Here is a 25945-nt window from a genome sequence, read left to right on the forward strand (position 1 = left end):
TTTCCGTGGGCTCACAAATTTCGGCAGCGTGGTTTTCTGATGCCGACCGCATCCCCCTTCCGGCCTGACTGACATCGACGCCGCGCCCGGCGCGGAAAAGCAGAGAATTCTCAGCTCGTTCAGGAGGTACGACACGTGCGTGCAGTTATTGTCGGCGGCGGGATCATTGGACTCACCACTGCGATCGCGTTGCGCAGGCAGGGCATCGAGGCGATGATCCACGAGCAGGCACCCGCGATCCGGGCGGCCGGTGCGGGGCTCGGGTTGTGGGCGAACGCGGTGGCAGTCTTCGACGAACTAGGACTGGGCGAGCAGGTGCGCGCCATCGGCCGGCCCGCGGAGATGTTCTTCCGGAACCACGCGGGCGAAGTGATCCATCCGTCCGGGTACTCCGACGACAACCACCGGTATCTGCTGGTGCACCGGGCCAAGTTGAACGACTTGCTCGCCGAGGCGGTGGGCCCCGACCACATCCGCCTTGACTCGCGCCTAGTCGGCTACGACGAGACAGACACCGGCGTGACGGCTCATTTCGGTGATGGCACCAGGGCCGGAGCGGACCTGCTCGTCGGCGCCGACGGCGTGTACTCGATCGTTCGTTCCCTGCTGCTTCCGGGCAGTGAAGCCGTGGAGCACAAGGGTCACCACGCGTGGCGCGCGGTCGTCCCGCCGCCGGCGGGCACCACCATCGACCGCAGCGTCATCGTGCTCGGCGAAGAGCGCACCCGTGGCGGATACGTGCCCACCGCCGACGGCACCGTGTACTGGTTGGTCAACCAGTTCGGCGTCGATCCGCTGCACGGCACGCCCAAAGAGCAAGCCGCAGAACGTGCAGCGTTCCTCGACACGACGGGCTGGAACCCGGCATTGCCCGCCCTGATCGCATCGACGCCGGACGAGCAGGTGCTGCACAACCAGGTCATGCTGGTGCCGCCGTTGGCGCGGTGGGTGTCGCAGCGGGTGGTTCTTGCCAGGCGATTCCGCTCACGCACTTTCCCCGCACATCACCGCGGGTGCGTCGCTGGGTGTGGAGGACGCGCTGTTGCTGGCCCGGCTGCTCACCTCCTGCGATGGCGTGGCGGCCGCGCTGGCCGCCTACGAAGCCGACCGGATCCCGCACTACCAGAGGGTCAGCGAGTTGGCCAAGACGGTGGAGGACTCTGCGACGCCGGAGGAATTCGCCGCCCACTATGCGGCCTTCAGACACTGGATGCTCAACCGGTAGCGGCACTGACGACTTGGAGAACCGGATGAGCCTGTACATCGAAACCAACGTCGCCGTGCCGATGCGCGACGGTGTCACGCTGGCAACCGATCTGTGGCGACCGGCCGGAATCGGCCCGTGGCCGGTCCTGCTCGCCCGCACTCCGTACGGCCGGACTGGGCTTGATCCGCTTTGACGGACATTCGAGATCAGGGGCTCTGCCCCGGGAGGATGTCCATCATGGAGAGCATGGGGAAGAAGAAGCCGCGCCCTCGCCGCTCGTTCACGCCGCAGTTCAAGGCCGAGATCGTCGAGCTGTGCCAGCGTGGCGACCGCACGGTCGGCCAGATCGCGAAGGACTTCGACCTGACCGAGACGGCGGTACGCGACTGGGTCAAGCAAGCCGAGGTCGACGCCGGCGAGCGCGACGGCCTGACCAGCAGCGAACGCGAGGAACTGGCTGCGCTTCGGCGGGAGAACCGCCGGCTGCGTGAAGACGTCGACATCCTCAAGCGGGCCACGGCTTTCTTCGCGAAGGAGACCCGGTGACGGTTCACCCGTTCATCGAGGCGGAGAAAAGCGCAGGTCACAGCGTCAAACGCGCCTGTGAGCTACTTCAGGTCTCCCGAGCCGCCTACTACGCCCGCCGCACCGGCACCCCCGGCCCCCGCGCGGTCCGCGACGCCGAACTGACCGAGCAGATCACCGCTGTCCACGCCAGGTCGCGGGGAACCTACGGTGCCCCACGCGTCCACGCCGCCCTGGTGCGCGACGGCGCTGCGTGTGGGCGTCGCCGTGTCGCCCGGCTGATGCGGGCGGCCGGCCTGGCAGGCCGACACCGCAGACGACGGCAGCCGACCACCGTCCCCGACCCCCGGGCGGTCACCCGTCCCGACCTCATCAGCCGGGACTTCCAGCCCGACCCCACCGGGCTTGACGCCCGCTGGTGCGGCGACATCACCTACATCCCGACCGAGGAAGGCTGGCTCTACCTGGCCACCGTCATCGACATCGCCTCACGCCGCGTCGTCGGCTGGGAAACCGCCGACCACATGCGCACTGATCTGGTCGCAGACGCCCTGACCACCGCCTGCCGGCAGCGTCGCCCGATGCGACCGGTGATCTTCCACTCGGATCGCGGAAGCCAGTACACCAGCCAGCAATTCGCCGCCCTGGCAGACCAGTTCGGGGTCCGTCTGTCAGTCGGCCGCACCGGGCAATGCTGGGACAAGGACAACGCACTGGCCGAATCGTTCTTCGCCACCATCAAACGCGAACTGCTCGACACGACCACCTGGCCCACCCGGGCCGCCGCCCGAACCGCGATCTTCGACTTCATCGAGGGCTGGTACAACTTGCACCGACTGCACAGCAGCCTCGACTACCGCAGCCCCGCCGAGTACGAGACCGCACTCGCAGCCTGACCACCACACCAACGGTGTCCGCCAAAGCGGAACAAGCTCAGGCTTGCGGTCACTCACGCAGTCACCTCAGCACGGCGCCAGCCCCGCGACCTGCCGGAGGCGGCAAGGCCACACGTTCAGGCGACGACAGAGCGGATTTAATCTCTCATTCCGCCCTCTCAGATCCTCAGGATCCAGTGTCTCGTGTGTCCAAGATCAGGGGTCAAGGCCCCTACACGCCTTTACCCGGGGTCTGGACCGCGACCTCGACGCCGTGATCGCCGGGCTCACGCTTCCCTACAGCAACGGCCCCACCGAGGGCGTCAACACCAAGACCAAACGGATCGCGCGCCAGATGCACGGACGAGCAGGCTTCACCCTGCTCCGGCACCGCATCCTCCTCGGATAACAGCACGCTCCGTCACCACCGAAAGTGAGACAGGGCCGAACGTTTTACAGTCCCGGAGAGGGCCGACCGCCGAGTTTGGCGATCTGCCGCCGAGTCGCGTCGACGGGGCGGGGCGGCGCTACAGCCACGCGGAGCCAGCCGCGTCGCCTCCTGCCCCGATCAGCGACTTCGACAGCGAGCTCAAGGCACTGGCGCAAGGGGGACCGCACCGGCCGCTTGACCGACCTCCCCGCGGTGTCCTGCGCATCGCGTCGCCATGGGCGGGAGCAGCAATCTGTGTGGTGCCAGGTGCTGGCCGGGGGCCAGAGTAGGCGCTCGCAGCTGTACCGGCCGTTGGCGCCCTGCCCGCAGAACCACCGGGCTCCTCCTGGTCAAAGGTCGATGGTGAGGGTGGGTGACAGCGACCGTGAGACGCAGCAGTACATGCGGCCTAGCGAGGCGCCGATGTCGTCGCGGTGTTCCGGCTCTCCGTCGGTGACGATGATTTCGCAGCTGCCGCAGACACCCTCACGGCACCCGGACGGGATGCGGAACCCTGCATGGTTCAACGCGTCCAGCATCGAGTCCTCCTCTCCGACGTGGACGGTCCGTGCCGATCGGGCGCAGTTCACCTCGAAGGCCGCGTTGGGCGCGAACTCCCGGACGGTCGACCGGAAACGCTCAACGTGCAACCGCTCCGCGGGGAACACCGCTTCGGCCGCGTCGAGCATCGCGGTGGGACCGCAGCAGTACACGAGCGCCTCAGCACTCAGCGCTGCAGCCTCTGCGGTGAGGTCGGGCGTGCCGTATGTGTCTCTGGAGTGGATGCGCACCCGCCTCCCGTAGCCGGATTGCAGCTCGTTGACGAACGGCATGGTGGCCAGGGACCTGCCCGCGTACAGCAGGCTTGCCGTGGCGCCGGACTCTACCGCCGCGTTCAGCATCGGCATGAGGGGGGTGATTCCGATCCCGCCGGCGAGGAACAGGTACTCCGGGGCTGGCAACAGGGGGAAGTTGTTGCGGGGCAGCGAGACGTCGAGGGTGCGGCCCTTCCTGAGGAACAGGTGGATGTATTCCGAGCCGCCCCGGCTGAGCGGGTCGTGGCGGACGGCGATTTGGTAGGTGTCATGGTCGTCCTGGTCACCGCACAACGAGTACGTTCGGGTCAACCAGTTGGGCAGGACCAGATCGATGTGGGCGCCCGGCTCCCACGGGGCCAGCGGACCATCAACTCCGCGTAGGAGGAGCGAGACGACGCCCTCGGCGACCGGCTCCACCGTCTCGACAATGGTTCGTTGCATGCTGGTGCCGTCCTCAGTACAGGTGCCGATAGTCGTCTTCGAGCATGGAGTCCAGCGCGGACGGATCGGCGTCAACGCTCATTTGGTCGCGGGCGATCTCGCCCATCGACGGCAACTCGTCCGCCAGCGCCTGGGCGGCCGGGTCCCACAGCCGGGAGCGGATCAGTGCGCGGCCGCAGTGGAAGAAGACTTCCTCCACGTCCACGATGATCGCCAGCAGCGCGCTCTTCCCCTCGGTCTGCATCCGGGCGAGAACGTCCGCTTCGTCGGTGGGATAAGCGCGACCGTTGATGCGCAGCACTTCCCGCATTCCGGGGACGATGAACATCAGCCCGATCCCGTCGTTCTCGGCGAGATTGCGGAACGAGTCGGCGAGGTTGTTGCCCGGCCGGTCGGGGATGGCGAGCGTACGCTCGTCGAGCACCTTCACAAACCCGGGGTAATCACCGCGGGGTGAGCTGTCGGGCAGCCCTGCCGCGTTCGCCGTCGCCATCGTCAGGAAAGGCGAGTGGGCGATGAAGCGGCGGCAATGGTGGTCCAGCCTGTCATGAACCTTACGCTTGATCATGTCATCCGGCTCGCCGATCCGGGCACGCACCTCCGCGTAGGAGATCCGGCTCGGACGAGCCCTGGGGGCCGCGCGGCCGCTGGTCTCATGATCCTCATGAGTGATCATTCGGGTTGCTTCCTACTCGGCTTGGTCCAGTCCCGGGTCGCGAATCCCGTGACTCTCATCTGACGACGTCGTGCGGCCGCACTTGCGTGGTCCGCCGACCGACCACCGCTGTGGCCAGCGAGGTCAAGTGGGAACAGGCAGATGCGGACGCCCGTGGGAGTCTTCCCTGGGTTGATCGCGTGCCTCCGACGTTAAGGAACGCGGGCCGATATACACCAGTGAAACGTTGATACGGACTCATTCCATTAGTGATAATCCGGGGATGGACCATGCCGATTTGAATTTGATCAAGGCGTTGGATGCGCTGCTCGCCGAGAACAGCGTGACGAGGGCCGCGGCCCGCCTGCACACCTCGCCACCGGCGATGAGCCGCTCCCTGGCACGCCTGCGCCGGATCTTCGACGATCCGCTGCTCGTCCGAGCCGGACGTGACCTCGTGCCCACTCCCCGGGCTCTGGAGCTGCGCGGGGAGGCGCACGCGATTTCCGTCCGGGCGCAAGCACTGTTCGGGCCGTCCGTCACCACTGATCCCCGCACCGCGGTGCGCACGTTCAACCTGCGGGTCAACGACATGCTGTCCACGGCTTTCATTCCGCCCCTCCTCGAGGATCTGCGAGTTCAGGCGCCCGGTATCTCTCTGCGTCTGCGACCGGAGAACATCGAGGACACCCCATCGCTGCGCGATGGGCTGGTCGACCTGGAGATTGGGATCGTGCACCCCAGCGACCCCGAGACCCGCTCGGAAACACTTTTCACGGAGACACTGATCGGGGTCGCACGGTCGACTCATCGCCTGGCGAGGGCGAAGACCGTCACACCACAGCGGTTCGCCGCCGCCGACCACATCGTTGTGTCGCGACGGGGTCAGGCTCAGGGACCGATCGACGAGCGACTCGCCGACTTGGGCCTAAGCCGGCGCGTGGTCGCCGTGGTCCCCAGCGTCGCGACCGCGCTGTTCTTGGCCCGCGACACCGATGTCGTCAGCATTGCCCCAGCCGGGCTGAGTCGGCCGATGGTGGACACGCTCGGTCTGCACGCGTTCCGGATCCCCCTGGAACTGCCCCACCTGGCCATCGGCATGGCGTGGCACCCTCGCAACCACCATGACGGCACGCACCAGTTCCTGCGCGAGCGCATCCGTCACATCATGACTACCACTGCAGCGGGCGATGGACAGCAGTGACCTCACCGCGCCAGCCAAGCGCTCAGCGCGCCGGTGGTGGCCGGGCTCCACAGCGGGTCGTGGAAAAGGCAGTGGTGATTGTCGAGAAGATGGCGGCGGCGTCCGCGGGGGTCGCGACCCGGGCGGGGGCCGGGCGGCACATGCTGGTCATCGCGTAATCGCGCGGGGCGGGTGTGTCCAGTTAACGGCCCTGTCTCACTTTCGGTGGTGACGGAGCGTTGTGAGGGTCGTTGACCTTCATGTGATGGATGTCAACGAGCTTGTGCAGGCGGTCTTCTCGGGCCTGTCGCCGCTGGTCATCGAGGATGTGGCCGACGAAGGTGAGTGGATCTTGGTGCGGGCACGGACTCCGCTGGCCACCGCGGTTTGCCCGGTGTGCGGGGCCTCGTCGGAACGCGTGCATGGCTACCACTGGCGGACGGTGGCCGACATTCCGATCGACGGGCGGCGGGTGGTGGTCCGTGTGCGGCGCGGCGTCTGGTGTGCCCCACGCGAGGCTGTCGCCACACCTTCCGCGAACAGGTCCCCGGGGTGCTGGAGCGATACCAGCGACGCACCGCTCGGCTGACCATGCAGGTCAAGGCCGTGGTCAAAGAGTTAGCGGGCCGGGCGGGATCACGTTTGCTGGCAATACTCACGGTGAGCCTGTCGCGTCACACGGCCCTACGCGCCCTGCTGAGGATGCCGTTACCCACCGGGCGGGTGCCCCGTGTGATCGGCGTCGACGACTTCGCCCTGCGCCGGCGCCACCGCTACGCCACCGTGATCATCGATGCCGAGACCCATGAACGGATCGACGTGCTGCCCGACCGCACGGCCGACACCCTGGAAGCATGGCTGCACGAACATCCGGGCATCGAGGTCGTGTGCCGCGACGGCTCGGCGACCTATGCCGAGGCTATCCGCCGTGCCCTGCCCGACGCGGTACAAGTCGGTGATCGCTGGCATTTATGGAAGAATCTGTGCGAAGCCGCCCTGAGCGAGGTGAAAGCACACAGCGCCTGCTGGGCCACCGTACTGGACGCGCCGATCTACGACGGGCCCCGCGCCCAGACCACCCTCGAACGCTGGCACCAGGTCCATGGCCTGCTCGACCAGGGCGTGGGCCTGCTCGAATGCGCCCGCCGCCTGCAACTGGCCCTGAACACCGTCAAGCGCTACGCCCGAGCCGACCGGCCCGAGCGCATGCTCCGCGTCCCCAAGTACCGTGCCAGCCTGGTCGATCCCTACCGCGAGCACCTGCGCAAACGCCGGACTGAAGACCCCGGCGTCCCCGTCCTGCACCTCTTCGAAGAGATCAAGACCCTCGGCTTCACGGGCTGCCTGAACCTTCTGCACAAGTACATCAACCAAGGCCGCGCGGACGCCGACCGCAGCCATATCTCACCCCGTCGCCTCGCCCGGATGCTGCTGACCAGGCCCGACAACCTCAAGGCCGAGCAGCACGAGCTCCTGACCAAGCTCACCGCTGCCTGCCCCGAGATGACCCAACTGGCTGTAGCTATCAGGGACTTCGCCCCGCTCCTCACGCCACACACCGACAACGCCGATGCGCTCACGCACTGGATCACCCAAGTCCGAACAGCGGACCTGCCCCACCTACACGCCTTCACCCGGGGTCTGGACCGCGACCTCGACGCCGTGATCGCCGGGCTCACGCTTTCCTACAGCAACGGCCCCACCGAGGGCGTCAACACCAAGACCAAACGGATCGCGCGCCAGATGCACGGGCGAGCAGGATTCACCCTGCTCCGCCACCGCATCCTCCTCGGATAACAGCACGCTCCGTCACCACCGAAAGTGAGACAGGGCCGTTTATTAGACACTCCCTTGTGATCTCGTGGGGCCTCGGTCCGGGAGGGTCGGGGCCCTTGGGGTAAAACGGTGGGGTGTCTCGACCTCAACTTTCGGATGCTGAGTGGGAGTTCATTTCCCCGTTCCTGCCGGTCGGTGAGTACGGGCCGTACCCGGAGAACCTGCGGGCGCACTTCGAGGGTGTCGTGTGGCGGTTCAGGAACGGGGCGGAATGGCGGGAGTTGCCCGAACGGTTCGGGCACTGGTCCACCGTTTACGGCAGTGGCGGGATGCCGGGGTGTTCACTGCGGTGTTCCAGGGGGCGATCGCCGAGGCGGCCAAGCGGGGCCTGGTGGAATTGTCGCTGGTCAGCGTGGACTCGACCACGGTCCGGGCCCACCATGATGCCGCCGGGATGATCATGGAGCCCGGGACTCTGGACGCGATGGAGGAGGCCGCCGCGGAAAAAGGGGCACCGACCAGGAACAAGACGGGCAGATGGACCCGGAGCGGGAAGAACGACGGCGCGTGAGGCGTCGCCGCAGGGCCCGGCTCGCCGCCGCCGAATTGGGGCGTTCCCGCGGAGGACTGACCACCAAGACGCACCTGTCCTGCGTGCCGCAATGCCTGCCCCTCTCGCTCAAGATCACCGCGGGGCAAGCCGGGGACAGCCCGCAGTTCATCCCCGTCCTGAACAAGATCCGCGTCCCCGGCCCGGCCAGCCGGCCCCGCACCCGGCCCGGCGCAGTCGCCGGCGACAAGGCGTACTCGTTCCGCAAGAACCGTTCCCACCTGCGCAGACGTGGGATCAAAGCGGTCATCCCCGAGAAGAAGGATCAGGCCGCCCACCGCAAAAACCGCGGCTCACGCGGAGGACGGCCCGTCACCTGGGACAAACAGCTGTACAAGCTCCGCAACAGCGTCGAACGCATCATCAACAAGATCAAGGACTGGCGCGGCCTCGCCGTCCGCTACGACAAAAAACCTGAAAGCTACCAGGCGGGACTCGAATTATGCGCCGGTCTCCTCTGGATCCGACACCTCGGATCACAGCCATGATCACAACTCCACACAGACCCTAGATCCCGGCGAGGATGGCGCCTCCGTCAACGGTGAGCACGGTTCCGGTGACGAAGCGGTTCTCCATCAGATACAGGTGCGCCGCGGCGATCTGGTCCGCTTCGCCGATCGAATTGGTGAGTGTCCGATCAGCGAGGGTCGCGAACAGCGCGGCACGCTGCGGCTCCGGAACCGGGTCCCACAGCGGGGTGCGGATTGCTCCCGGCCGGACCGCGTTGACGCGGATCGGGGCAAGCTCGGCAGCCAGCCCTCGCGTCAGGCCCTCTGTGGCGGCGGCGGCGCCGGCCGCGAGCGCTGTACCGGGTGCGGGGCGAACAGCGACCGTTCCGGACGTCAGCACGATCGAGCCTCCCGGCCGGATGCGCCGTGCCGCGTGCTTGACCGCGGCGACTGCTCCCCAGAAGCGGACCTCGAACAGCTCCCGGGCGGCGTCGAGCGGCAGGTCTGCCAGCGGCTGCGGACGCACCGTATCACCCGCTGTGTAAACCACGTGATCGAGCTCGCCGACGCGGGCGAACAGGGCAGCGACGCCAGCCTCCTCGCGGGTGTTGACGACGGCCCCGTCGCACGTGTCCGGCAACTGCGCGAGCGCGGCCTCCAGACGCCCCTGGTCGCTCGACGCGATCGTGACTGCCGCCCCGGCCGCCGCTGCGGCGCGGGCCGCGGCCAGTCCCATCCCTGAACTGCCACCGATGATGACGATGCGCTGGCCTGAAAGAGTCATGATGCCTACTCCTATGCCTCAACAGTGATGACTCGGCGGGTCATCACTGTAGCAGCGATGACGACCCATTGAGTCATCACTGTTAGGATGGCGAGCATGCCGCGATGGAACCCACACGCCGAAGACCGGCTCCGCGAGGCAGCGCTGGAGCTGTTCCTCGAGCACGGGTACGAGAACGTCACCGTCGCGGAGATCACCGAGCGGGCCGGGCTGACCCGACGCTCGTTCTCCCGTTACTTCACGGACAAGCGGGACGTGCTGTTTGCTGAATCCGAACAACTTCCGGCCGCCCTCGCCCGCTCCGTCCGGCACGCTGGCGACAGCCTCTCGTCCTTCGAGGCCCTCCTGGCCGCTCTCGTGGACGTCGCCGACATGCTGGCCGACCAGGCCCCGGCCCCCCTCGCCGCACAACGGCGCGCGGTTGTCCGGGCCAGCCCGGAGCTGCAGGAACGGGGGCGGACCAAGTTCGCCGCCGTGACGGACGCAGTGGCGGACGCGTTGCGGGACCGAAGCGCCGCTGAATCGGAGGCGACGCTGCTCGCGCAAGTCGGCGTCGCCATCTTCCGCACCGCGTTCGAGCGCTGGACCGACCGGCCGGACGACGTCGGCCTACCGGCCCGCATCTGGGAGGCAGCCGCCGAACTCGCCACAAGCCTGGGCGCGGTGGACTTCACCACGCCGCCCCCGCCCGTGACGCGATCACCTCGCATGGATGAGCGCTACTTGCGGACTCCCAGGCACTAAGAGGTCGCGCGAATAGGCGCCGTTTGGGTCCCTAGCAACGGAACGGGCACAAGCCCTTGTGATCAGGAGTTATGACACTCTGTGATCACTGGAGGCCTGTGCCTGCGCTTCCACGATGTTCGACGCCCTGTGCCCGGCGGGGCCGTTGCACCTGGCCAGCCCCCGCACCAGATCTGCGCTCGCTACCTCTTGTTCAGGTCGAGCAGCGCTGAAGTGGCCTCCCACAGTTGCGGTCCGATGGGCGGCGCCTTGATCGTGCGGGGTTTGCCGTTCTCGTAGTACGCACCGGACACGACGCTGTCCTCGGGTGCGGGGGTGACGAACCGCAGCAGCTTCCGTGCCGCCTTCTGCGGGGACTGGAAGAACAGGCGAGGCACAGGTGTCCGGAACAGTGCGCCCACAGGGCTTCGGCTGGTCCTGGCGAAGTTCGACGAGACACCCCGGGATGGAAGGCAACTGCGGACAGGCCCTGCTCGTGGTACCGGTCGTGCAGTTCCCGGGTGAAGAGGACAAGTTCCAACTTGGCGTTGCCGTAGGCGCGTACGGGTGAGTAGTTCCGCGCATTGTCGAGATCGTCCAAGTCGACGCGTGCTGACAGTCGTGCGGCGTTACTTGATGTCTGCACGACGAGGGCCTGGGAAGCCAGCAGGGTGTCTAGCAGCAGGTTGGTCAGCAGGAACGGTGCGAGGTAGTTGACCTGGAACGTCTCCTCAAAGCCGTCTGCTGTGACATGGCGGTCCCCGAGGATCACCCCAGCGTTGTTGACCAGTACGTCGATGCGCGGGCAGTGATCGGCGAGCTGTGCCGCAAGGGTACGCACCTGGTGCAAGTGGGCGAAGTCGGCGACGAAATAGTGCACGCCGAGCTCATCCGCGACCGCCTTGGTCTTGGCCGCGGACCTGCCCGCGACGACCACATGGTGTCCATCACGCACCAGTTGGCGCGCCGCGGCGGCGCCGGTTCCATCGCTCGCACCAGTGATGACAACGGTCTTCGGCAAGACAGGTTCCCTTCGACCGGATGCGGTATGGGCGCCACGGAGCAGCGTGTGTCACGTGATCCGTTCGGTTAGGCCCGAACGCGCGTGTCCTTCATGCTTGTTGTTGGCAGGCGCGGGCGAACTCCGGACAGAAGCACGTCCTCGCACAGCATAGTTGGCGGTTTCACCGATGCGACGTGGGAGGCTCGTCTGGCCGCTTGAAGCCGGCACAGATCGGCGGCGTGGGAAACCCTCAGTAGGGCCGGGCACAGGCCTCGGTGATCATGGAATTGAGACGCTTCACGATCGTCGGGAGGCTTGTGCCTGCACTGCCATCATGGCTGACCGAACCCCTCTGGAACCAATTCGCGGCGCTGCTGCCCCACAGGCCGGTCTACGATCCGGCCCACCCACTGGGCTGCCACCGCCCGCGGATCAGCGACCGGATCATCTTCGACAAGCTGCTCCAGCTCCTCCGCTTCGGCTGCTCCTACCAAGCCATAGCGGACACCACCTGCTCGGCCACCACGATCCGCAACCGCCGTGACGAGTGGATCCGACTGGGCGTCTTCGCCCAGCTTCGGCACGTCGCCTTGGAGGCGTACGACCGAATCGTCGGCCTCGTCCTGGACCAGATCGCCATCGACGGGTCGATCACCAAAGCACCCGGAGGCGGAGAAGCCGCCGGACGCTCACCGGTCGACCGCGGCAAACAGGGCCTCAAGCGCTCAGGTATGACGGACCGTTATGGAATTCCGCTGGGCCGGGTTCTGGCCGGAGCCAACTGCCATGACGCGCCGCTGCTTGCCCCGACCCTGGACCTGTTGGACGACCTCGGCCCACTGCCTGAAGACATCACCGTGCACCTCGACGCCGGCTACGACTCGGGCAAGACCCGCTCCACCCTCGACGCACGCGGGCTGCGAGGCCAGATCGCACACAAGGGCGAGAAGGCCCCTATCCAGGCCACCCAGCGCTGGCATGTAGAGCGCCCACGCCTGGCAGAACGCGTTCTACCGGCTCGCACGCTGCTACGAACGCCGCACCAGCGTCATCAACGCCTTCTTCGACCTCGCGGACACCGTCATCACCGTGCGTAGCACCATCCGCCGCGCCTGGACCACTCACCGCTGGAACGACCGCCCCACCCGACGACCATGACCCCACGCCTATCTGCGCGAGCTAAGCGGGACTGTAAAACGTTCGGTGTAACTCCTGATCAAGGAAGATGCATCGATGACCAGTGAGAACGTGACCGAGGCCGAGTCCGTTGAGGCGTCTGAGCCGCAGTCGGCGAAGACGGTAGACGACCAGCTCGTTGACGAGCTGGTGGGCCGCGCCCAGGCCGAGGGCCTGCAGCTGACGGGCGAGGGAGGGCTGCTCCAGCAGCTGACGAAGCGGCTGCTGGAGTCCGCCCTCGAGGGTGAGATCACCGACCACCTGGGCTACGACAAGCACGATCCGGCCGGGAAGAACGGCGGCAACAGCCGCAACGGGACCCGGGCCAAGACCGTGCTCACGGATGTCGGGCCGGTGGAGATATCGGTGCCCCGTGACCGTGAAGGCTCGTTCGAGCCGAAGATCGTCAAGAAGCGGCAGAAGCGTTTGTCCGGCGTGGACGAGATGGTCATCTCCCTGTCCGCGAAGGGCCTGACGACCGGTGAGGTCCAGGCCCACCTGGCCGAGGTCTATGGCGCCGAAGTCTCCCGCCAGACGATCTCCACCATCACCGACAAGGTCATGGACGGCATGGCCGAATGGCAGAACCGGCCCCTCGACGCCGTCTACCCGGTCATCTTCATCGACGCGATCCACGTGAAGATCCGGGTTCTGTCGACGATCTTGTGATGCGGACGGCGATGCGCCGGGCCGTCGTGGTTCGCGATCATGAACCGCGTGTTCTCGTGATCTCTTGCAGCAGCTGTTCCCGCACCTGTCCGCGCTCACCGTTGACCAGGTCGAACGAGGTTCGTCCGCCGTGGTGTTGAGGGCCCGGGTGGCTGGGGAGGGCGGCCGGTGCCGGTGCGGGCGGTGGTCTGGGCGGGTCCACGGCCGTTACGTCCGCAGCCTTCGAGATGCCGCGGTGGGCGGCGCCGGCGTGATCATAGAGCTGCAGGTCCGCCGGTTCCGATGCCAGAACCCGGCCTGTCCGGCGGTCACGTTCGCCGAGCAGGTTCATGGCCTGACCAGGCCGCACAGCCGCTTCACCCCGTTGCTGCTCGGGTTGCTGGCGCGGATCGGGCTCGCCCTCGCCGGCCGTGCGGGAGCCCGGCTGACCGCAGCCTTGGGCATGGCGACCGGCAGGGACACCCTGCTGAGGCTGCTCAAGGCCCTGCCAGAGCCGGAGACCGGGGCCGTGGAGGTGCTCGGCGTCGACGACTTCGCGTTCCGCAAGGGCCGCCACTACGGCACCGTGCTGATCGACATGGCGACCCACCGCCCGCTGCACCTCTTCGACGGCCGAGAAGGCGAGGACCTGGCCGCCTGGCTGCGGCAGCACCCCGAAGTAAGGGTGATCTGCCGGGACCGCTCCAGCGGCTACGGTGAGGGATCCCGCCAGGGTGCCCCGCAGGCCGTGCAGGTCGCCGACCGCTGAGGTTCCCCCGCTGCGCGGGAGTGGCTGACTAGCTGGTCAGGGCGGGTTGACGGGGTTTCAGGTTCACTGGTTCGGTCGCTGCCTGGTTGGCGTAGTGCTTCTCCTCGAACTCGATGGGGCTGAGGTAGCCGAGGCGTTTTTGGATGCGGCGGGGGTTGTAGAAGCCGTCGATGTACTCGAAGAGCGCGAGGTTGGCCTCGGCTCTGGTGTCAAAGGTCCGGCCGCGGACGCACTCGGTCTTGATCAGCATCCACAGGTTCTCCGCCAGGGCATTGTCGTAGGAGTCGCCGACCGAGCCCATAGACGCCCCGATACCCGCTCTGACCAGGCGTGTTGTGAGCTTGATAGACGTGTACTGCGTGCCGTGGTCGGCGTGGTGGACGAGTTCGCCGGGGACGACCTCCCGGCTGGCCAGCGCGTACTCCAGCGAGGTGAGGACCAGGTCGGCGTCCGCGCGGGCGGAGGTCTCCCAGGCCACGACTCTGCGGGAGAAGACATCTCGGATCGCGGAGAGCCACAGTGGTCCCTGAAGGGTGGAGATCATGGTCAGGTCGGTGACCCACAGCCGGTTCGGCCCGCTCGCGGTGAAGTCGCGTTGCACGAGGTCGGGGGCGAGTGCGGCGTCGGGGTCGCGGTGGGTGAACCCTTTGCCCCGGCGGGGGCTGATCCCGGCGAGGCCGGCCTGGCGCATGAGCCGCTCGACCCGTTTGCGGCCGACGTGGACGCCCTCGCGTTTCAGGACGGCGTGGACCCTGGGCGATCCGTAGATCCCGCCGGAGTCCTGGTGGATCTGCCGGATCCTCCCGGTCAGCTCGGTGTCCTGGCGGCGTCTCTCGCACGGCTCGGTCCCGGCCTGGCGCCAGCGGTAGTAGGTGGAGGAGGGGATGTGCAGTTCCCGGAGTACGGGCTCGACCCCCAGGTGCGGGTGCTCGGTAAGGAGCGCGGTCACCTGGGCCGGGTCGGGTCGAGCTGTGCGGCGAAAAAAGCCGAGGCCGTCCGCAGGACCTCATTCGCCCGGCGCAGTTCCTTCACCTCGCGCCGCAGCTGGGCGAGCTCTTCCTTCTCCTCGGTGGTGAGCAGGTCACCGCGCTCGCCGGCATCAGCCTCGGCCTGCCGGATCCAGTTGCGCAGGGCCTCATGGTGCACGCCGAGGTCCTCGGCCATACGGCGGATCACGGGCTTCGGATCGGCAGTCCGGTACATCCGCACCGCACGCTCACGCAACTCCAGCGGGTACTTCCTCGGCGCAGGCATCGTCTGGACTCCTCTCATGAGACCCATCTGACCTGCTGTCACCATTCCCCGCATCTCGGGGGAACCTCAGCTTCCACCTGTGGCAGAACCTGTGCCAGTCGGTCGAGAAGGCGGTCAGCACGCTCCGACCGCACCTGGCCGGGCCGGCCCCGCAAGCGGAAGGCGACGGACTCGAAGCCGAGCCGGACATCATGAAGCCCAACCCCGAACTCAAGATCGTGGTCAGGTTCAAGGAACAGCACGCGGCAGCCCACGAGTTGCGGGCCCAGGGACTGTCCAAGGCGGCGATCGGCCGCAAGCTGGGCCCGCACCAGGCGACGGTCCGCAAGCTGATCAACGCCGCCACCGCGCAGGAACTGACGGCGAAGACCCTGCACCGCACTCACCTGGTCGACCCCTGCACCGGCTACCTCCACCGGCGTTGGAACGAGGGCATCCGCAACGCAGCCCAGCTCTTCCGGGAGATCCGCCAACTCGGCCACTCCGGCGGCGAACTGGCCGTCCAGCGTCACCTGCGGCGCTACCGCACGCACCGCGGCCACATGCCGGCACCAGGCCCCAAGCCCCCGTCGGTCCGTGAAGTCACCGCCTGGATCACCACCCACCCCGACCACCTCGACGGCACAGACGCGGACAAGCTGGCCACCCTGCAGTCCCGCAACCAGGATCTCGACAGGCTCACCCGGCACGTCAGGGCCTTCGCGGTAATGCTGACCCACCGCGAGGACCACCGCCTCGACGAATAGATCCACACCGCCGAGACCGACAGCCTCACCTCGGTCGCGTCATTCGCCCGCAACCCCCGCCGCGATATCGACGCCGTCCGCAACGGGCTCACCCAGCCCTACAGCTCCGGCGCGGTCAAAGGGAACATCAACCGCCTCAAGATGCTCAAACAGCAGATGTTCGGACGGGCCAGCCTCGACCTCCTGCGCAAGCGCGTCCTCCTCGCCCGATGAACACACCGCCCGCATCACAAGATCGTCGACAGAACCCGGACCTTCACGTTGATGGCATCGACGAACAGAACGGGACAGACACGGTCGAGCGGCCGGTTCTGCCATTCGGCCATACCCTCCATCACCTGGTCGGTGATCGTGGAGATCGTCGTCTTCGACACGCTGGCGCCGTAGACCTCGGCCAGGTGCGCGGAGATCTCCCGTGGGTGAGGCCCTTCGCGGACAGTGACAGCACCATCTCGTCAACACCGGTCAGCCGCCGCTGCCGCTTCTTGACCAACTGCGGCTGGAAGCTGCCGGCCCGGTCCCGGGGCACCTCGATCTCGACCGGGCCGACGTCGGTCACCACCGTCTTGGAACGGGTGCCATTGCGGTAGTTCCCACTCCCGTCCCCGGTCGCATCGTGTTTGTCGTAGCCGAGATGGTCGGTGATCTCGCCATCCAACGCGGACTCCAGCACCCGCTTCGTCAGCTGCTGGAGCAGCCCGCCCTCACCGGTCAGCTGCAGCCCGCCGGCCTTCGCCCGGTCGACCAGCTGACCGATCAACTGGTCGTCCAACAGGTCCGCCGGCAGCTCGACCGGTCGACTCACCTCAGACGCCTCGACAGAGACGATCACGTCACTCATCAGGTATTCCCTTGATCAGGTTTACACCGCTGACGGTACAGGCCCGCCTGATCGTCTTGGGGTGATCGTTCGTCACCGTCGGACCTCGGAGTTCGCTAGGACGAGCAGGGCCCGCAGCAGGGTGGTGGCGTGACGGGCGTTCATGCGGACCTTGGTCAGGACGCGCCAGGTCTTCAGGTTCGCGAAGCCGTGCTCAACGGCGGCGCGTTCGCGGCTGACCAGCCGGTTCGCCTCCCTCTCGGCGTCGGTGAGGCGGCGGGAGCGCGTCGCCTTGCGGCCGGTGATGATCACGGGATTGTCGTCAGGGTCGTCGTCCAGTCCGACGAAGCCGAGGTCGGCAAGGGCGCCGAGGCCGGCCTCGCGCAGATGCGCGGTGATGTGGTCGTGGCGGGCGGCGGTGATCTCGCTGGCCCGGCCGGGACGGGCCGAGGAGATCCAGATCAGGTTGCCCTTCTCATCGGTGAGAGCAAGGAAGAGCAGGCCGTGGGCCTTGTGTTTCCCGCTGTAGTTCTTGCGGTTGGCCGCCCCGGTGCGGCGGCGGGTGCGGACCAGGGTGCCGTCCAGCAGGACCACCGCACCGCCGGAACGGGCGATCTTCTTCAGGGCGCGGTCCAGACGTGGGGCCTTCGCGGCCAGCAGGTCGAGTACTTCGAGGACCCAGCGTCGGACGGTGGCGGCCGAGACCGCGTTGCCGCCGGCCATGTCGGCCAGGCGCTGGTCGTGACGCAGGACAGCGAGCACGACGATCGCCTGGGTGCCGGGGGCGGCCTTGCGCCAGCGCGTGCCCAGCTGCTTGCGGCGCCGGCGTATCAGTCCGGCGACGAGATCGACGGTCCGCTTCGACACGGGAAGCCGGACCTGGTAGACAACACCGGGAGAGCCCCCGGCGGGCGGCTGCTTCTTCACACAGGCGCCAACTCCTGCCGGGGGTCCTCACGTTACGGCCGAAACCGGCCGATCCGCCCGGCGTCAGCGTGGTCAGCACGGCAGATAGCGCCCGGAGCCGTTCCGGGCCAGCCAGCCCCGGCCGGACAGCTTGCGCAACTGCCCTCGGACCGGCTCGACCTTCCCCGGGGTGTTCTCCCGGCCCAGCGCGAGCGCGACGTCCTTGGCCATCACCGGCCCCGCCGCAGCCGTCACGATCTCCATGATCCGCCGGTACTCCGGCGTCAGCACCTCCACCCCCATGCCCTCCTCACGGTCGGGAACCAGCCGCATCCCGGCCGCCCCCGGCGTCACCACCACCACCCGCTCCGGCTCCGGCTCCGGCTCCGGCTCCGGCTCCACGATGCCCGACGGCCGCCTTCCTCCGTCCGTCGCCTCGGCCCACTGCCCGAACACCACCTCGGCCGCCTCCAGCCGGCCCAGCTCGACGTCGATCTCCGCCAGTTCCTTGCGCAGCAGCTCCGCCCGCTCCGTCAGCCGCATCCGCCGCTCGATCGTCCACGTCAGCACGTCCACCATGCGCCTCCCTCCCGCTGCGGAACCTACGAGACGCCCGGATGCGCCACCCCAGAATCCGCGAACCGGCCCGTGGCAGATGATCACCTGCTAACGATCACGGCCGAGAGCAGCGCGAGCGCGTCAATCGCCACCCACACCAGCGGCCCGACCTGCGAATTCAGGATGAAAATCGATCAATGCTACGGTGCGACGTCGTACCGCGCTGGGGCCGGAGACGGAACTACGACCGGTTTCGAGCTACGGGTGCGCGTCCTACTCTGTAGTCCATGGCTTGGACGACGCTGGCCAGCGCCATCGTGGGTGCCGTGATCGCGACGGGGTGCTCTGCGTTACTCGACCGAAGTCGCTGGCGGCGTGAGCAGGATGATCGCCTCATCAGTGCACGGCGTGCGCTGTACGGCGAGTACCTGGCTTGTCTGTCCCGGGCCCGCAACGACTTCCGAAGCCTCGTCCGTAACGAGAGCGCGAATCCGGCGGAGCGCGAGCGCTCCGCCCGAGAGAGCTTCGCCCCGTGCTTCGGCATGCGCTACCAGATGTCCATCACAGCCGCATCGAAGGTATTCGATGCCTCCGAGCGCGCGTTTCGCCGACTGCGTGATGTCCGGGACCTTGCCGCGGCCGGCATTCTCGCGGGAGACGAGGCGTACTCGGACGGCCGCGCTGAGTATGAGGTTGCTCTGTTCCGACTTCGTGAGGCGATGCGCCTTGATCTGGGAGCTGACCGGGAGCCTGCGATAACCCAGCTGAGGCGCTCGCGGGCAACCCGAGCACGAGGACCGCACGACGCGTAACAGGCAGCGGAGGTCACCGCCGGAGAAGGGGCCCGGCGGTACGGGCAGCCGCCGGACCCGGCCGACTCGTCGCGGCTGGGATCGACCGGGTGCCCTGGCTGGCGGCTTCGTCGACTCCAAGAGGTCCCCGCTGCGGAGGCGTCTCCGGACGTTCGGGGATGTGGTGGTGTTGGGGGTGGGGTGGGCGGCCGACGCGGTGGGTGAGGTGGTCGGCGGCGCGGGCCAGGGCGGCGGCGTCGTGCGCGAGTTGCTCGGCGATCGGCCAGAGGTCTGCGGCGTGTAGGTGTTCGGTCGGCTGCCGGTGCTGGTCGTGTTCGGCCGGGGTGTGGGCGGTGTTCGTGGTGGACGTGGTGTCCGCGGTGGTGGTCGCCCAGGTGGTGATGGTCTGTCGTGCTCGGGCGAGTGCGGCGTCGATGCCCTGGGCTCGGTGCAGGTCCGGTCCGGTGGCGGGATCGTGGTAGTCCTCGGGGCGGGCCGTGCGGCGCACGGCGTCCAGGAGCTGCGGGGCGTGGGCGAGCAGGACGTCGACGTAGCGGTGGGCGGCGGCGTTGCGGGCGGCGGTGATCGCGGCTTCGCCCGACGCGTTCGGGGCGTCCCGCGCGGTGAGGCGCGCCTTCGCCTGCTGGTCGGCGTTGCGGATGCCTGCGGCTGCATCGGAGACGATCTTGGTGCGCAGGGTCCAGACGGCGTGTTCGTAGCGGGGCAGCAGGCGTGCGGTGATCCGGTGGGCGGCGCGGGCGGGCTGGGTGGCGGGTAGGTGGATGGCGTGGGGGATGTCGGGGCCGGTGCTCAGGTCGTACATCTGGTGGGTGCCGGGCAGGGCGAGCGCGCCGGTGATGATCGTGTCGGTGCGTGTGGGGTGGTCGACCATGATCAGCCGGAGGGGGGCGGAGGAGAGGATCGCGGCGCGGGGCAGGGGGTGTTCCCAGCTGGCCCACGACACCGATCCGCCGTCCCACAGGTTGTCGTTGGCCTGGGTACGTATGCGGGGTGACGTCGTCCAGTCCTGGTCGGTGACGGTCCAGGTGCCGGGCAGGCGGTCGGCGACGGCGTGGGCGAGGTGGGAGAGGTCGGCGCGGCGAGCGGTCGATGGCATGACGACTTCCTCGGAAGGTCGGAGCGGTGGCGGGGTGGAACGCGCGTGATCAGCGGGGGCGCCGGCCGGCCGGGGCGGACGGAGGCGCTGGGACCGTGGCGGTGGTGTGGGCAGCGGCGGCCTGGGTGTGCTCGCGTTCGGCGTTGGCGATGGCGTGCAGGACGCCGCCGTGGTCGATGAACGCGGTGATTACGTGCCATGCTTCGGCGTTGCGGGTGTGGCGGGTGTCGCTGTAGGTGTGCCAGCGGTCGGGGTCGTTGTGGTGGTCGAGCACGAAGTCCAGGCGCGTTTGCCAGATGTCGCGGATGTCGGTGCCTTCGGCCAGCGCGCCGCTGAGAGCTCTCAGCTCGCGGCTCCAGCGGTCGACGGTGGCGGCGGGAAGCGGCAGCGAGGCGAGCGCCCTGGTCGCGTGGCCGATCGCCGCCTCGCCGTGGAAGAGGAAGGTGTCGAACCCGGCCCAGGCGGCGGCGTCGCGCTGCGCCTTCCGGGTGCCATAGGCGTCGAAGTCCAGTGGCACGCCGTGCTCGTCGCAGAGTGAGTCGGAGACGTCGTCCCAGTCGGTCAGGGCCTTCTCGGCCCGCAGGTGGGCCGCATGCAGCGCGGGGACCCGGACCGCATCGACGGCTTGCCGGTAGCGGGGCAGCAGGCGCCGTCCCACGTCCGCTGCGGCGCGCGCGGGGTGCTCGGGAACGGCGATGCCGTGGGGCGTGTAGCGGTTGCGCAGGACGGAGTAAACTCCCGGCGGCGCGAGGGCGGCCACCAGGAACTGCCCGGGGTGACGCGGCCGTTCGATGACCACGAGCGATTCCCCGCCGGGCCCGTTCAGCAACGCGGCCCGGTCGGGGACCCGGTCCTGTAGGACTCGCGTGGTCTGACCGCGGTCCCACAGGCTGTCGCGCACGTCGGCGTACATGTGGCTGTACCGGAAGTAGTCCTTGGTGAAGGCGCTCCAGCTGCCGGGAAGGCGGCGCGCAAGGGCGTCGCTGAACGCCCGCAGCCCGCCGGGATCATCTCGGCTGCGCAGGTGAGGGGCTTCGGATAGGGGCGCCTTCGGATCGGGTGCGGGCATGGCGGGTCCAATACGGGGAGCGGAGCGGGTGGCTGGTCGGGGGCTGCGGGGACGGGTGAGGCGCCTGCGGGTCGTGCTGGAGGGAACGGGCCCCGGCGATCGGTAGTCGGCCGCGGCAGCACGAGCTGCGCCGACGGCGGGGCGCGGTGCTGGTGTTTGTGCGGTTCGCGGCGTGGTGCCGTGGCGGCTGCTGCGCGGCGGCGCGTCGGACGTGCTTTCAGGCCCCGAAAGGGCTGTTGAGAATGCCGCTGGGGGCGATGCCGCCTCGGGCGGATGCCGCCGCTCAGGCGCGGGCCGTCACTGGTTCCGGTCGGTGCCTGGGGTGCGGAGCGGAGGGATCTCGCGGTAGAGCCCGGCGGGGTAGAGGTCGATGTCCAGTGCTGCTTCGAGACGGGCGAGGGTTCCCAGGTCCGGGAGCACCATGCCCTCCAGGATCCGGCGGATCGTGGTGCGGCCGACGGTCGAACTGTCGGCGAGCTGGCGCTGGGACATCGAGCGGGCGTCCAGAGCGTGGGACAGGCGGCGGGCGACGGCCAGTCCGTAGTGGGCGCTCAGCGGGGCGTCGGCGCTGAGTCTGACGTCGGGGTCCGGCCAGCGACCGGAGACCAGGTAGTGGAGGGGGACGTGATCGTTCCTCACGTCGACTCGGGCCTCCTGATGCGCCGTTCCCATGCTGTTCCTCCTCATCATGGCGGGCGGGACCGCCCCCCGGTGCGGCGACCCACGCGTGGGCCTTATAAGGTCCACCCTAGGTGGTGCTTCGCGCCTCCGAGAGCGGGGTGGGCTACGCCTATTTCGAACCCGGGCCGTGAGCCCTGACCTGGAGAACGGCGCCGCCCCGCTCGGCAGTCGCGACGACCAAGGGAAGGGGTGGGTGCGGATGCCGCGGTTTTTCGGCGGGATCGACTACTCGGAGGGGCTGAACGACGTCGCGGTCATCGACGCCGCGGGGACGACCGTTGCGCATATCCGGGTGGAGGAGTCGCCGCAGGGTGTGAAAGAGATCCTGGCCGTGCTGCGCGGCCTCAGCGCCAGCCACCGCTTCAGCCGCAGGCAGGTGCCGCTGGGCATCGAGACCCGCCGTGGCCTGCTGGTTGCCGGGCTGCTGGCGTCCGGGCAGCCCATCGTCCCGTTGAACCCCGCGATGGTGGCCCGCTACCGGGGCCGGTTGAATCCGGCGAGGCGGAAGTCCGATCGCACTGATGCGACGCTGCTGGCGCAGATCCTGCGCACCGACGGCCATCACCACCGCGGCATGCCGGCCGACAGCGACGAGGTTCAGGCGCTCAACGAACTGGTCCAGGCCCAGTACCGCGCGGTGCGCTCCCAGCGGTACGGCGCCAACCAGCTCAGAAGCCTGCTGCGGACCTATTACCCGGCTGCGATCGAGGCGTGGTCCGAGCTGCCCGGCAAGCTTGTGCGCGCCGAGGCTCGCGCACTGCTCGCGCTGGCGCCGACCCCGCGGGAGGCATCCCGGCTGTCCAAACGTGCCATCGCCGACACGCTGGCCGCGGCCGGCCGCACCCGCCTGGTCGACGCCCAGGCCGCACGGCTGGGGGAAGTGTTCGCCCGGCCGTGGTTGCGACAGCCCCCTGCTGTGGAGGAGGCGATGGGCCAGGCGATGCTCGCCACTCTCGCGCAGCTCAACTCCGCCTGCCGCGCGGCGGAAATGACCACCGTGCTGGCCGAGACGGCGTTCCGCGCGCACCCTCAAGCCCCCGTCTACCTGTCGCTGCCCGGGTGCGGCCCCTTGATCGGCGCGAGGCTGCTGGCAGCGATCGGAGACGACCCCGAGCGCTTCGAGACGGCGAAAGGACTTCGCTGCTACGCCGGGGCCGCGCCCCTGACGTGGGCGAGCGGCGGCAGCAGGGCGGTGACCGCGCGCCGGCGCGCGGTGAACCTGAAGCTGAAAGGGACGGGGCACATCTGGGCGTTCGCGTCGCTGACGCGCAGCCCGGGGTGCCGCGCCTACTACGACCGCTGCCGCGACCGGGGCGACACCTATCCCACCGCCCTGCGCAAGCTCTACGGCCGCCTGCTCAACATGCTCCACCACTGCCTGGCCCACGATGTCCTCTACGACGAGGCCGTGGCTTTCCCGGCCGTGGGCGCAGCAGTTACGCCACGGGCCGGAGCAGCGGATTAAGCCGGGCGGCCGGGACGCACACCCAGGAATAGCCAGGGCCACGAGCCCTTTCGCGGGAACGGTGCCCGGCCGCCCAGTCCACGCACTGTCCGCCCGGAGTTTCCCGGCCGGACCGTCGACCGCGGTGCGAGCGGACGGCGGCCAGTTCGGGGCACGGACCGGCGGCCGGGAGAACACCCGACGTCACCTCGGGCCCTGAGCCCTGTGAGCGGAAACGGTGCCCGGCCGCCTCCCGGAGCCGCGCCCGACCCTCGTCAAAAGCACGGCGGAAGACTTCGGCCGGCGGGCGAACAACGCGTGCGCGTCGGGCCGCACTGTGCGGGCGCGCGGCAGGACGCGGCCGGCTTCGGCGTCCAGCCGTCCCGGGCTCAGCTGCGGTGGCGGGGCGGTTCTTGCGATGCCAACGAGGCCGGACCAGTGCGGCGCCCGGTGCCGGTGCCGGTGCCGGTGCTGGGTGCTGCGTTGCGGCGAGCACCGGCTGCGGTGCTGCGGGGGTTGCCGGCGGTGAGGGTTTGCTTGATGCTCTCGATGGCGGTCAGCGCGGGGTAATGCGAGGCGAATGTCTCCATTGCGGGCCATCCTGCTGCGTGGCGCAGCAGGAGTCCGGCGGCGAAGCGGGCCTCCTGCTCCGGGTCGCGTGGCGCGTTGGCGAGGGGGGCGAGAATCTTGTCCCAGGTGTCGCGGGCGTGTGTGCCCTCGGAGATCGCGCCGGCCAGTATCCACAGGCTGTGGCTGAGTCCGCTGGCGGTGGCGGCGGGCAGGCCGAGTCCGGCGAGATCGGTGTGGGCCTGGTGGATGGCGCCGGGCCCGTGGGCGAGGACGGTTTCGAGTGCGGACCAGGCGTCGGCGTCGCGGCGGGCGCGCTGTTCGTCGAGTGCGCGTCGGTTGAGGAGCCGTCCGTCATCGTCGAAGAGGAGGTCTACTGCGTCGTTCCACCGGTCGAGGGCGTGCTGGGTGGCGGTGTAGGCGTGGAGCAGGGCGGGTCCACGCAGAGCGACGAGCGCGTCGACGTAGCGGGGCAGCAGTCGGCGCCGGATGGCGGCAGCGGCCCGCGCCGCAACTGCGGGGACGGCGATGTCCCGGGGCGCGGCGGCTCTGCCCTCCGAGCGGGTGATCCCCGGCGGTCTCAGGATGGCGATCAGGATTTGCCGCGCGTGCACGGGGCGTGGGAGGGCGACCAAGAGCGCTTCGCCGGGACCTGCCAGGAGCGCTGCTCGCTCGTGCACGAATTCCTCGACCGCGTAGGCTGCTTGGCCCTCGTCCCACAGCCGCTCCATGATCTCTCCGCGAAGCGGGCTGTCTTGGAATTTTTCCACGACCGTTGCGGTCCAGCGCCCGGGCAGGCTCTCGGCGATGCCTTCGCTGAACTCCCGCAGGTCGGGCCCTGTGAGGCGCCGTGGGCGGGGTGCGGGTTGTGACGGCGCGGTCTGAGGTGCGGGAATCGCGGTCTCCTGAAGGTGAAGAGTTGGGGCAGGGCAGAGGCGATGCGGCGAGCCGTGGGTTCACCGGGACTGCGCGCTTTCAGCGCAGGACCCGCAGACCGCGGCCAGACGGGGCCGCTGCTGCTCCGGCGCCGGGGTGCGGCGTGATCTGTCCGGGCCGGGGCGCGGTCGCGGTGCCGGGGCTTTCGACCGAAGGTCGGTCGAAGCGGTCGGCCGCGCGTTCCCAGATCCCTTCGGCGCGGTCTTCCCGGCTGATGCGGCGGCACTGCGCGCGGTGTTCGCCCAGTGTGCCGTGCAGGGGTGCGAGCGTATGGGGAACTGCCGTGGCGAGAAGCTGCGCGTAGCTCCGGCCGCCGAGGAAAACGACGTTGGCGTCGCCGAGGCCGAGGGCGGCGGCGTCCTGTGCCAGGCGCAGGGGCGTGATGGAGCCGGGGTCGCCCAGCCGCACGTCGTAGGGAAACAGCGGCCGGTTCAGGGGGACTAGGCCGTGCCGGGCCGACAGGATCCAGATCAGGTCTGGGTGAGTGAGGGCGTCGGCCGCCTGCCGCAGCGAGCGGTGATAGGCGCCGGTGTAGAGCTGCCCGGCTGGGATGACGTCCCGGTACCCGTACCTCGCGTAGTCCGGCGTGGCCTTCCTCGAACCGCACGCGGAAGCGCGTGGGTTCCAGAATTCCTGGATGTCCAGAAGCGGGAACCCGATTGCCCGACCCCATTAGAGGTGGGATGGCGGCACGGGTTCTCTCGGGATGTCAGACGGTTGCCTGCACCGACTCCAGGCCCGCGGGTACGTCATCACTGGCGGAGTCGTAGTGCTCGCGCCCGGGTCGCTCCTTTGACCTGCTGTACTGAGAACAGGACGTGAACGGGTGGCCGTATGTGCGGCCTGGGCGACGCTGGTGTACGGCTCACTGAACGGCACCTTACGGCGCCTCTGGCCATGTTCGAAGCGATGCTGGACGGCCCAGCAAGCCAGCCCGTCCTCGGTGTGCTGGCCTCATGAGTCGTCACAGCATGTAACATGCGA

24 protein-coding genes and 7 pseudogenes are annotated in these 25945 nt (G+C 68.7%); 15 read left to right on the forward strand and 16 right to left on the reverse strand.

Annotation, left to right across the window (positions count from 1 at the left end; all coding sequences use genetic code 11):
• Nucleotides 1–135 precede the first annotated feature (135 nt).
• From VSR01_RS27755 to VSR01_RS27775, 5 genes and pseudogenes are all read left to right on the forward strand, one after another.
• A complete protein-coding gene (locus VSR01_RS27755; protein ID WP_326451820.1) occupies nucleotides 136–1254 on the forward strand; it encodes an FAD-dependent monooxygenase in 1119 nt (372 codons plus the stop codon).
• A complete protein-coding gene (locus VSR01_RS27760) occupies nucleotides 1251–1400 on the forward strand; it encodes a CocE/NonD family hydrolase (RefSeq protein ID WP_326451821.1) in 150 nt (49 codons plus the stop codon). Before VSR01_RS27755 ends, VSR01_RS27760 begins: the two co-directional genes overlap by 4 nt.
• A gap of 44 nt (nucleotides 1401–1444) precedes the next feature.
• The gene (locus VSR01_RS27765) at nucleotides 1445–1753 is read left to right on the forward strand and encodes a transposase (RefSeq protein WP_442785482.1); all 309 of its coding nucleotides are present in this window, start codon (nucleotides 1445–1447) and stop codon (nucleotides 1751–1753) included.
• Nucleotides 1750–2628: an IS3 family transposase gene (locus tag VSR01_RS27770; protein ID WP_326450238.1), complete on the forward strand. Its 879-nt coding sequence runs from the start codon at nucleotides 1750–1752 to the stop codon at nucleotides 2626–2628. Before VSR01_RS27765 ends, VSR01_RS27770 begins: the two co-directional genes overlap by 4 nt.
• A gap of 211 nt (nucleotides 2629–2839) precedes the next feature.
• Nucleotides 2840–3016: pseudogene (locus VSR01_RS27775) on the forward strand (transposase); the annotation flags it as partial.
• Nucleotides 3017–3387: 371 nt separating this feature from the next.
• Here VSR01_RS27775 and VSR01_RS27780 read toward each other — a convergent pair.
• The gene (locus VSR01_RS27780; RefSeq protein WP_326451822.1) at nucleotides 3388–4296 is read right to left on the reverse strand and encodes a PDR/VanB family oxidoreductase; all 909 of its coding nucleotides are present in this window, start codon (nucleotides 4294–4296) and stop codon (nucleotides 3388–3390) included.
• Between the two features lie 13 nt (nucleotides 4297–4309).
• Nucleotides 4310–4972, reverse strand: a complete 663-nt coding sequence (locus tag VSR01_RS27785) for an MSMEG_1061 family FMN-dependent PPOX-type flavoprotein (protein ID WP_326451823.1) — start codon at nucleotides 4970–4972, stop codon at nucleotides 4310–4312.
• Between the two features lie 262 nt (nucleotides 4973–5234).
• On the opposite strand from VSR01_RS27785, the gene VSR01_RS27790 reads away from it, so the two are divergent.
• From VSR01_RS27790 to VSR01_RS27800, 3 genes and pseudogenes are all read left to right on the forward strand, one after another.
• A complete protein-coding gene (locus VSR01_RS27790; protein WP_326451824.1) occupies nucleotides 5235–6155 on the forward strand; it encodes a LysR family transcriptional regulator in 921 nt (306 codons plus the stop codon).
• Between the two features lie 244 nt (nucleotides 6156–6399).
• Nucleotides 6400–7931: pseudogene (locus VSR01_RS27795) on the forward strand (ISL3 family transposase).
• A 113-nt stretch (nucleotides 7932–8044) separates the two neighbouring features.
• Nucleotides 8045–9008: pseudogene (locus VSR01_RS27800) on the forward strand (IS5 family transposase).
• Between the two features lie 19 nt (nucleotides 9009–9027).
• Here the strand turns inward: VSR01_RS27800 and VSR01_RS27805 are convergent.
• Entirely contained in the window at nucleotides 9028–9753 is a 726-nt protein-coding gene (locus tag VSR01_RS27805) for an SDR family oxidoreductase (RefSeq protein WP_326451825.1), read from the reverse strand.
• A gap of 96 nt (nucleotides 9754–9849) precedes the next feature.
• Here VSR01_RS27805 and VSR01_RS27810 point away from each other — a divergent pair, with 96 nt between their 5' ends.
• On the forward strand, nucleotides 9850–10497 hold the full coding sequence (locus VSR01_RS27810; RefSeq protein WP_326451826.1) for a TetR/AcrR family transcriptional regulator: 648 nt from the start codon (nucleotides 9850–9852) through the stop codon (nucleotides 10495–10497).
• Between the two features lie 182 nt (nucleotides 10498–10679).
• Here VSR01_RS27810 and VSR01_RS27815 read toward each other — a convergent pair whose 3' ends face one another.
• Both VSR01_RS27815 and VSR01_RS27820 read right to left on the reverse strand, forming a co-directional pair.
• Entirely contained in the window at nucleotides 10680–10874 is a 195-nt protein-coding gene (locus VSR01_RS27815) for a hypothetical protein (RefSeq protein WP_326454020.1), read from the reverse strand.
• A gap of 116 nt (nucleotides 10875–10990) precedes the next feature.
• Nucleotides 10991–11431, reverse strand: a pseudogene (locus VSR01_RS27820) (SDR family NAD(P)-dependent oxidoreductase); the annotation flags it as partial.
• 365 nt (nucleotides 11432–11796) lie between these two features.
• On the opposite strand from VSR01_RS27820, the pseudogene VSR01_RS27825 reads away from it, so the two are divergent.
• From VSR01_RS27825 to VSR01_RS27835, 3 genes and pseudogenes are all read left to right on the forward strand, one after another.
• Nucleotides 11797–12637 (forward strand): annotated as a pseudogene (locus VSR01_RS27825) (IS5 family transposase).
• Between the two features lie 75 nt (nucleotides 12638–12712).
• A pseudogene (locus VSR01_RS27830) lies at nucleotides 12713–13303 on the forward strand (IS256 family transposase); the annotation flags it as partial.
• A 169-nt stretch (nucleotides 13304–13472) separates the two neighbouring features.
• Nucleotides 13473–14072: an ISL3 family transposase gene (locus VSR01_RS27835; protein WP_326453852.1), complete on the forward strand. Its 600-nt coding sequence runs from the start codon at nucleotides 13473–13475 to the stop codon at nucleotides 14070–14072.
• 28 nt (nucleotides 14073–14100) lie between these two features.
• On the opposite strand, the gene VSR01_RS27840 is transcribed toward VSR01_RS27835, so the two are convergent.
• The gene (locus VSR01_RS27840) at nucleotides 14101–15021 is read right to left on the reverse strand and encodes an IS3 family transposase (protein WP_326451827.1); all 921 of its coding nucleotides are present in this window, start codon (nucleotides 15019–15021) and stop codon (nucleotides 14101–14103) included.
• Entirely contained in the window at nucleotides 15018–15326 is a 309-nt protein-coding gene (locus VSR01_RS27845) for a transposase (protein WP_326451828.1), read from the reverse strand. The genes VSR01_RS27840 and VSR01_RS27845 overlap by 4 nt, the downstream gene beginning before the upstream one ends.
• A 191-nt stretch (nucleotides 15327–15517) precedes the next feature.
• Here VSR01_RS27845 and VSR01_RS27850 point away from each other — a divergent pair, with 191 nt between their 5' ends.
• Nucleotides 15518–16072 (forward strand): hypothetical protein, encoded by a 555-nt coding sequence (locus VSR01_RS27850; protein WP_326451829.1) that lies wholly within the window; start codon nucleotides 15518–15520, stop codon nucleotides 16070–16072.
• Between the two features lie 39 nt (nucleotides 16073–16111).
• On the opposite strand, the gene VSR01_RS27855 is transcribed toward VSR01_RS27850, so the two are convergent.
• The 4 genes and pseudogenes from VSR01_RS27855 to VSR01_RS27870 all read right to left on the reverse strand — a co-directional run bounded on the left by VSR01_RS27855 (nucleotide 16112) and on the right by VSR01_RS27870 (nucleotide 18377).
• Entirely contained in the window at nucleotides 16112–16300 is a 189-nt protein-coding gene (locus VSR01_RS27855; protein WP_326451830.1) for a hypothetical protein, read from the reverse strand.
• A 20-nt stretch (nucleotides 16301–16320) separates the two neighbouring features.
• A pseudogene (locus VSR01_RS27860) lies at nucleotides 16321–16913 on the reverse strand (transposase); the annotation flags it as partial.
• 72 nt (nucleotides 16914–16985) lie between these two features.
• Nucleotides 16986–17819 carry a transposase family protein gene (locus VSR01_RS27865; protein ID WP_326449367.1) on the reverse strand — a complete coding sequence of 278 codons (834 nt, stop codon included), beginning with the start codon at nucleotides 17817–17819 and terminating at the stop codon, nucleotides 16986–16988.
• Nucleotides 17820–17891: 72 nt separating this feature from the next.
• Nucleotides 17892–18377 carry a hypothetical protein gene (locus VSR01_RS27870; RefSeq protein WP_326451831.1) on the reverse strand — a complete coding sequence of 162 codons (486 nt, stop codon included), beginning with the start codon at nucleotides 18375–18377 and terminating at the stop codon, nucleotides 17892–17894.
• Nucleotides 18378–18643: 266 nt separating this feature from the next.
• Between VSR01_RS27870 and VSR01_RS27875 the strand changes: the two genes are divergently transcribed.
• Nucleotides 18644–19168: a hypothetical protein gene (locus tag VSR01_RS27875; protein ID WP_326451832.1), complete on the forward strand. Its 525-nt coding sequence runs from the start codon at nucleotides 18644–18646 to the stop codon at nucleotides 19166–19168.
• A 13-nt stretch (nucleotides 19169–19181) separates the two neighbouring features.
• On the opposite strand, the gene VSR01_RS27880 is transcribed toward VSR01_RS27875, so the two are convergent.
• The 3 genes from VSR01_RS27880 to VSR01_RS27890 all read right to left on the reverse strand — a co-directional run bounded on the left by VSR01_RS27880 (nucleotide 19182) and on the right by VSR01_RS27890 (nucleotide 21972).
• Nucleotides 19182–20264, reverse strand: coding sequence for a hypothetical protein (locus VSR01_RS27880; protein WP_326451833.1), 1083 nt, complete (start codon nucleotides 20262–20264; stop codon nucleotides 19182–19184).
• A gap of 49 nt (nucleotides 20265–20313) precedes the next feature.
• Entirely contained in the window at nucleotides 20314–21333 is a 1020-nt protein-coding gene (locus VSR01_RS27885; RefSeq protein ID WP_326451834.1) for a hypothetical protein, read from the reverse strand.
• A 297-nt stretch (nucleotides 21334–21630) separates the two neighbouring features.
• Nucleotides 21631–21972, reverse strand: coding sequence for a helix-turn-helix domain-containing protein (locus VSR01_RS27890; protein WP_326451835.1), 342 nt, complete (start codon nucleotides 21970–21972; stop codon nucleotides 21631–21633).
• Between the two features lie 169 nt (nucleotides 21973–22141).
• On the opposite strand from VSR01_RS27890, the gene VSR01_RS27895 reads away from it, so the two are divergent.
• Complete coding sequence (locus VSR01_RS27895) at nucleotides 22142–23479, forward strand: IS110 family transposase (protein ID WP_326451836.1); 1338 nt, start codon at nucleotides 22142–22144, stop codon at nucleotides 23477–23479.
• Nucleotides 23480–23847: 368 nt separating this feature from the next.
• Here VSR01_RS27895 and VSR01_RS27900 read toward each other — a convergent pair whose 3' ends face one another.
• Entirely contained in the window at nucleotides 23848–24756 is a 909-nt protein-coding gene (locus VSR01_RS27900; RefSeq protein ID WP_326451837.1) for a hypothetical protein, read from the reverse strand.
• Between the two features lie 244 nt (nucleotides 24757–25000).
• Complete coding sequence (locus tag VSR01_RS27905; protein ID WP_326453853.1) at nucleotides 25001–25621, reverse strand: DUF6884 domain-containing protein; 621 nt, start codon at nucleotides 25619–25621, stop codon at nucleotides 25001–25003.
• Between the last annotated feature and the right edge of the window lie 324 nt (nucleotides 25622–25945).

The sequence above is a fragment of the Actinacidiphila sp. DG2A-62 genome (assembly GCF_035825295.1).
GTDB lineage: Bacteria > Actinomycetota > Actinomycetes > Streptomycetales > Streptomycetaceae > Actinacidiphila.

Bases quoted from the DNA above. Each gene is read 5' to 3' on its own strand.
- VSR01_RS27875 (WP_326451832.1), top strand. From the start codon at position 18,644: ATGGCTTGGACGACGCTGGCCAGCGCCATCGTGGGTGCCGTGATCGCG.
- VSR01_RS27810 (WP_326451826.1), top strand. From the start codon at position 9,850: ATGCCGCGATGGAACCCACACGCCGAAGACCGGCTCCGCGAGGCAGCG.
- VSR01_RS27855 (WP_326451830.1), bottom strand. From the start codon at position 16,300: ATGCGGGCGGTGTGTTCATCGGGCGAGGAGGACGCGCTTGCGCAGGAG.
- VSR01_RS27765 (WP_442785482.1), top strand. From the start codon at position 1,445: ATGGAGAGCATGGGGAAGAAGAAGCCGCGCCCTCGCCGCTCGTTCACG.
- VSR01_RS27850 (WP_326451829.1), top strand. From the start codon at position 15,518: ATGAAGCCCAACCCCGAACTCAAGATCGTGGTCAGGTTCAAGGAACAG.
- VSR01_RS27870 (WP_326451831.1), bottom strand. From the start codon at position 18,377: ATGGTGGACGTGCTGACGTGGACGATCGAGCGGCGGATGCGGCTGACG.
- VSR01_RS27785 (WP_326451823.1), bottom strand. From the start codon at position 4,972: ATGATCACTCATGAGGATCATGAGACCAGCGGCCGCGCGGCCCCCAGG.
- VSR01_RS27780 (WP_326451822.1), bottom strand. From the start codon at position 4,296: ATGCAACGAACCATTGTCGAGACGGTGGAGCCGGTCGCCGAGGGCGTC.
- VSR01_RS27845 (WP_326451828.1), bottom strand. From the start codon at position 15,326: ATGCCTGCGCCGAGGAAGTACCCGCTGGAGTTGCGTGAGCGTGCGGTG.
- VSR01_RS27880 (WP_326451833.1), bottom strand. From the start codon at position 20,264: ATGCCATCGACCGCTCGCCGCGCCGACCTCTCCCACCTCGCCCACGCC.
- VSR01_RS27900 (WP_326451837.1), bottom strand. From the start codon at position 24,756: ATGGAGCGGCTGTGGGACGAGGGCCAAGCAGCCTACGCGGTCGAGGAA.
- VSR01_RS27760 (WP_326451821.1), top strand. From the start codon at position 1,251: ATGAGCCTGTACATCGAAACCAACGTCGCCGTGCCGATGCGCGACGGT.
- VSR01_RS27805 (WP_326451825.1), bottom strand. From the start codon at position 9,753: ATGACTCTTTCAGGCCAGCGCATCGTCATCATCGGTGGCAGTTCAGGG.
- VSR01_RS27885 (WP_326451834.1), bottom strand. From the start codon at position 21,333: ATGCCCGCACCCGATCCGAAGGCGCCCCTATCCGAAGCCCCTCACCTG.
- VSR01_RS27790 (WP_326451824.1), top strand. From the start codon at position 5,235: ATGGACCATGCCGATTTGAATTTGATCAAGGCGTTGGATGCGCTGCTC.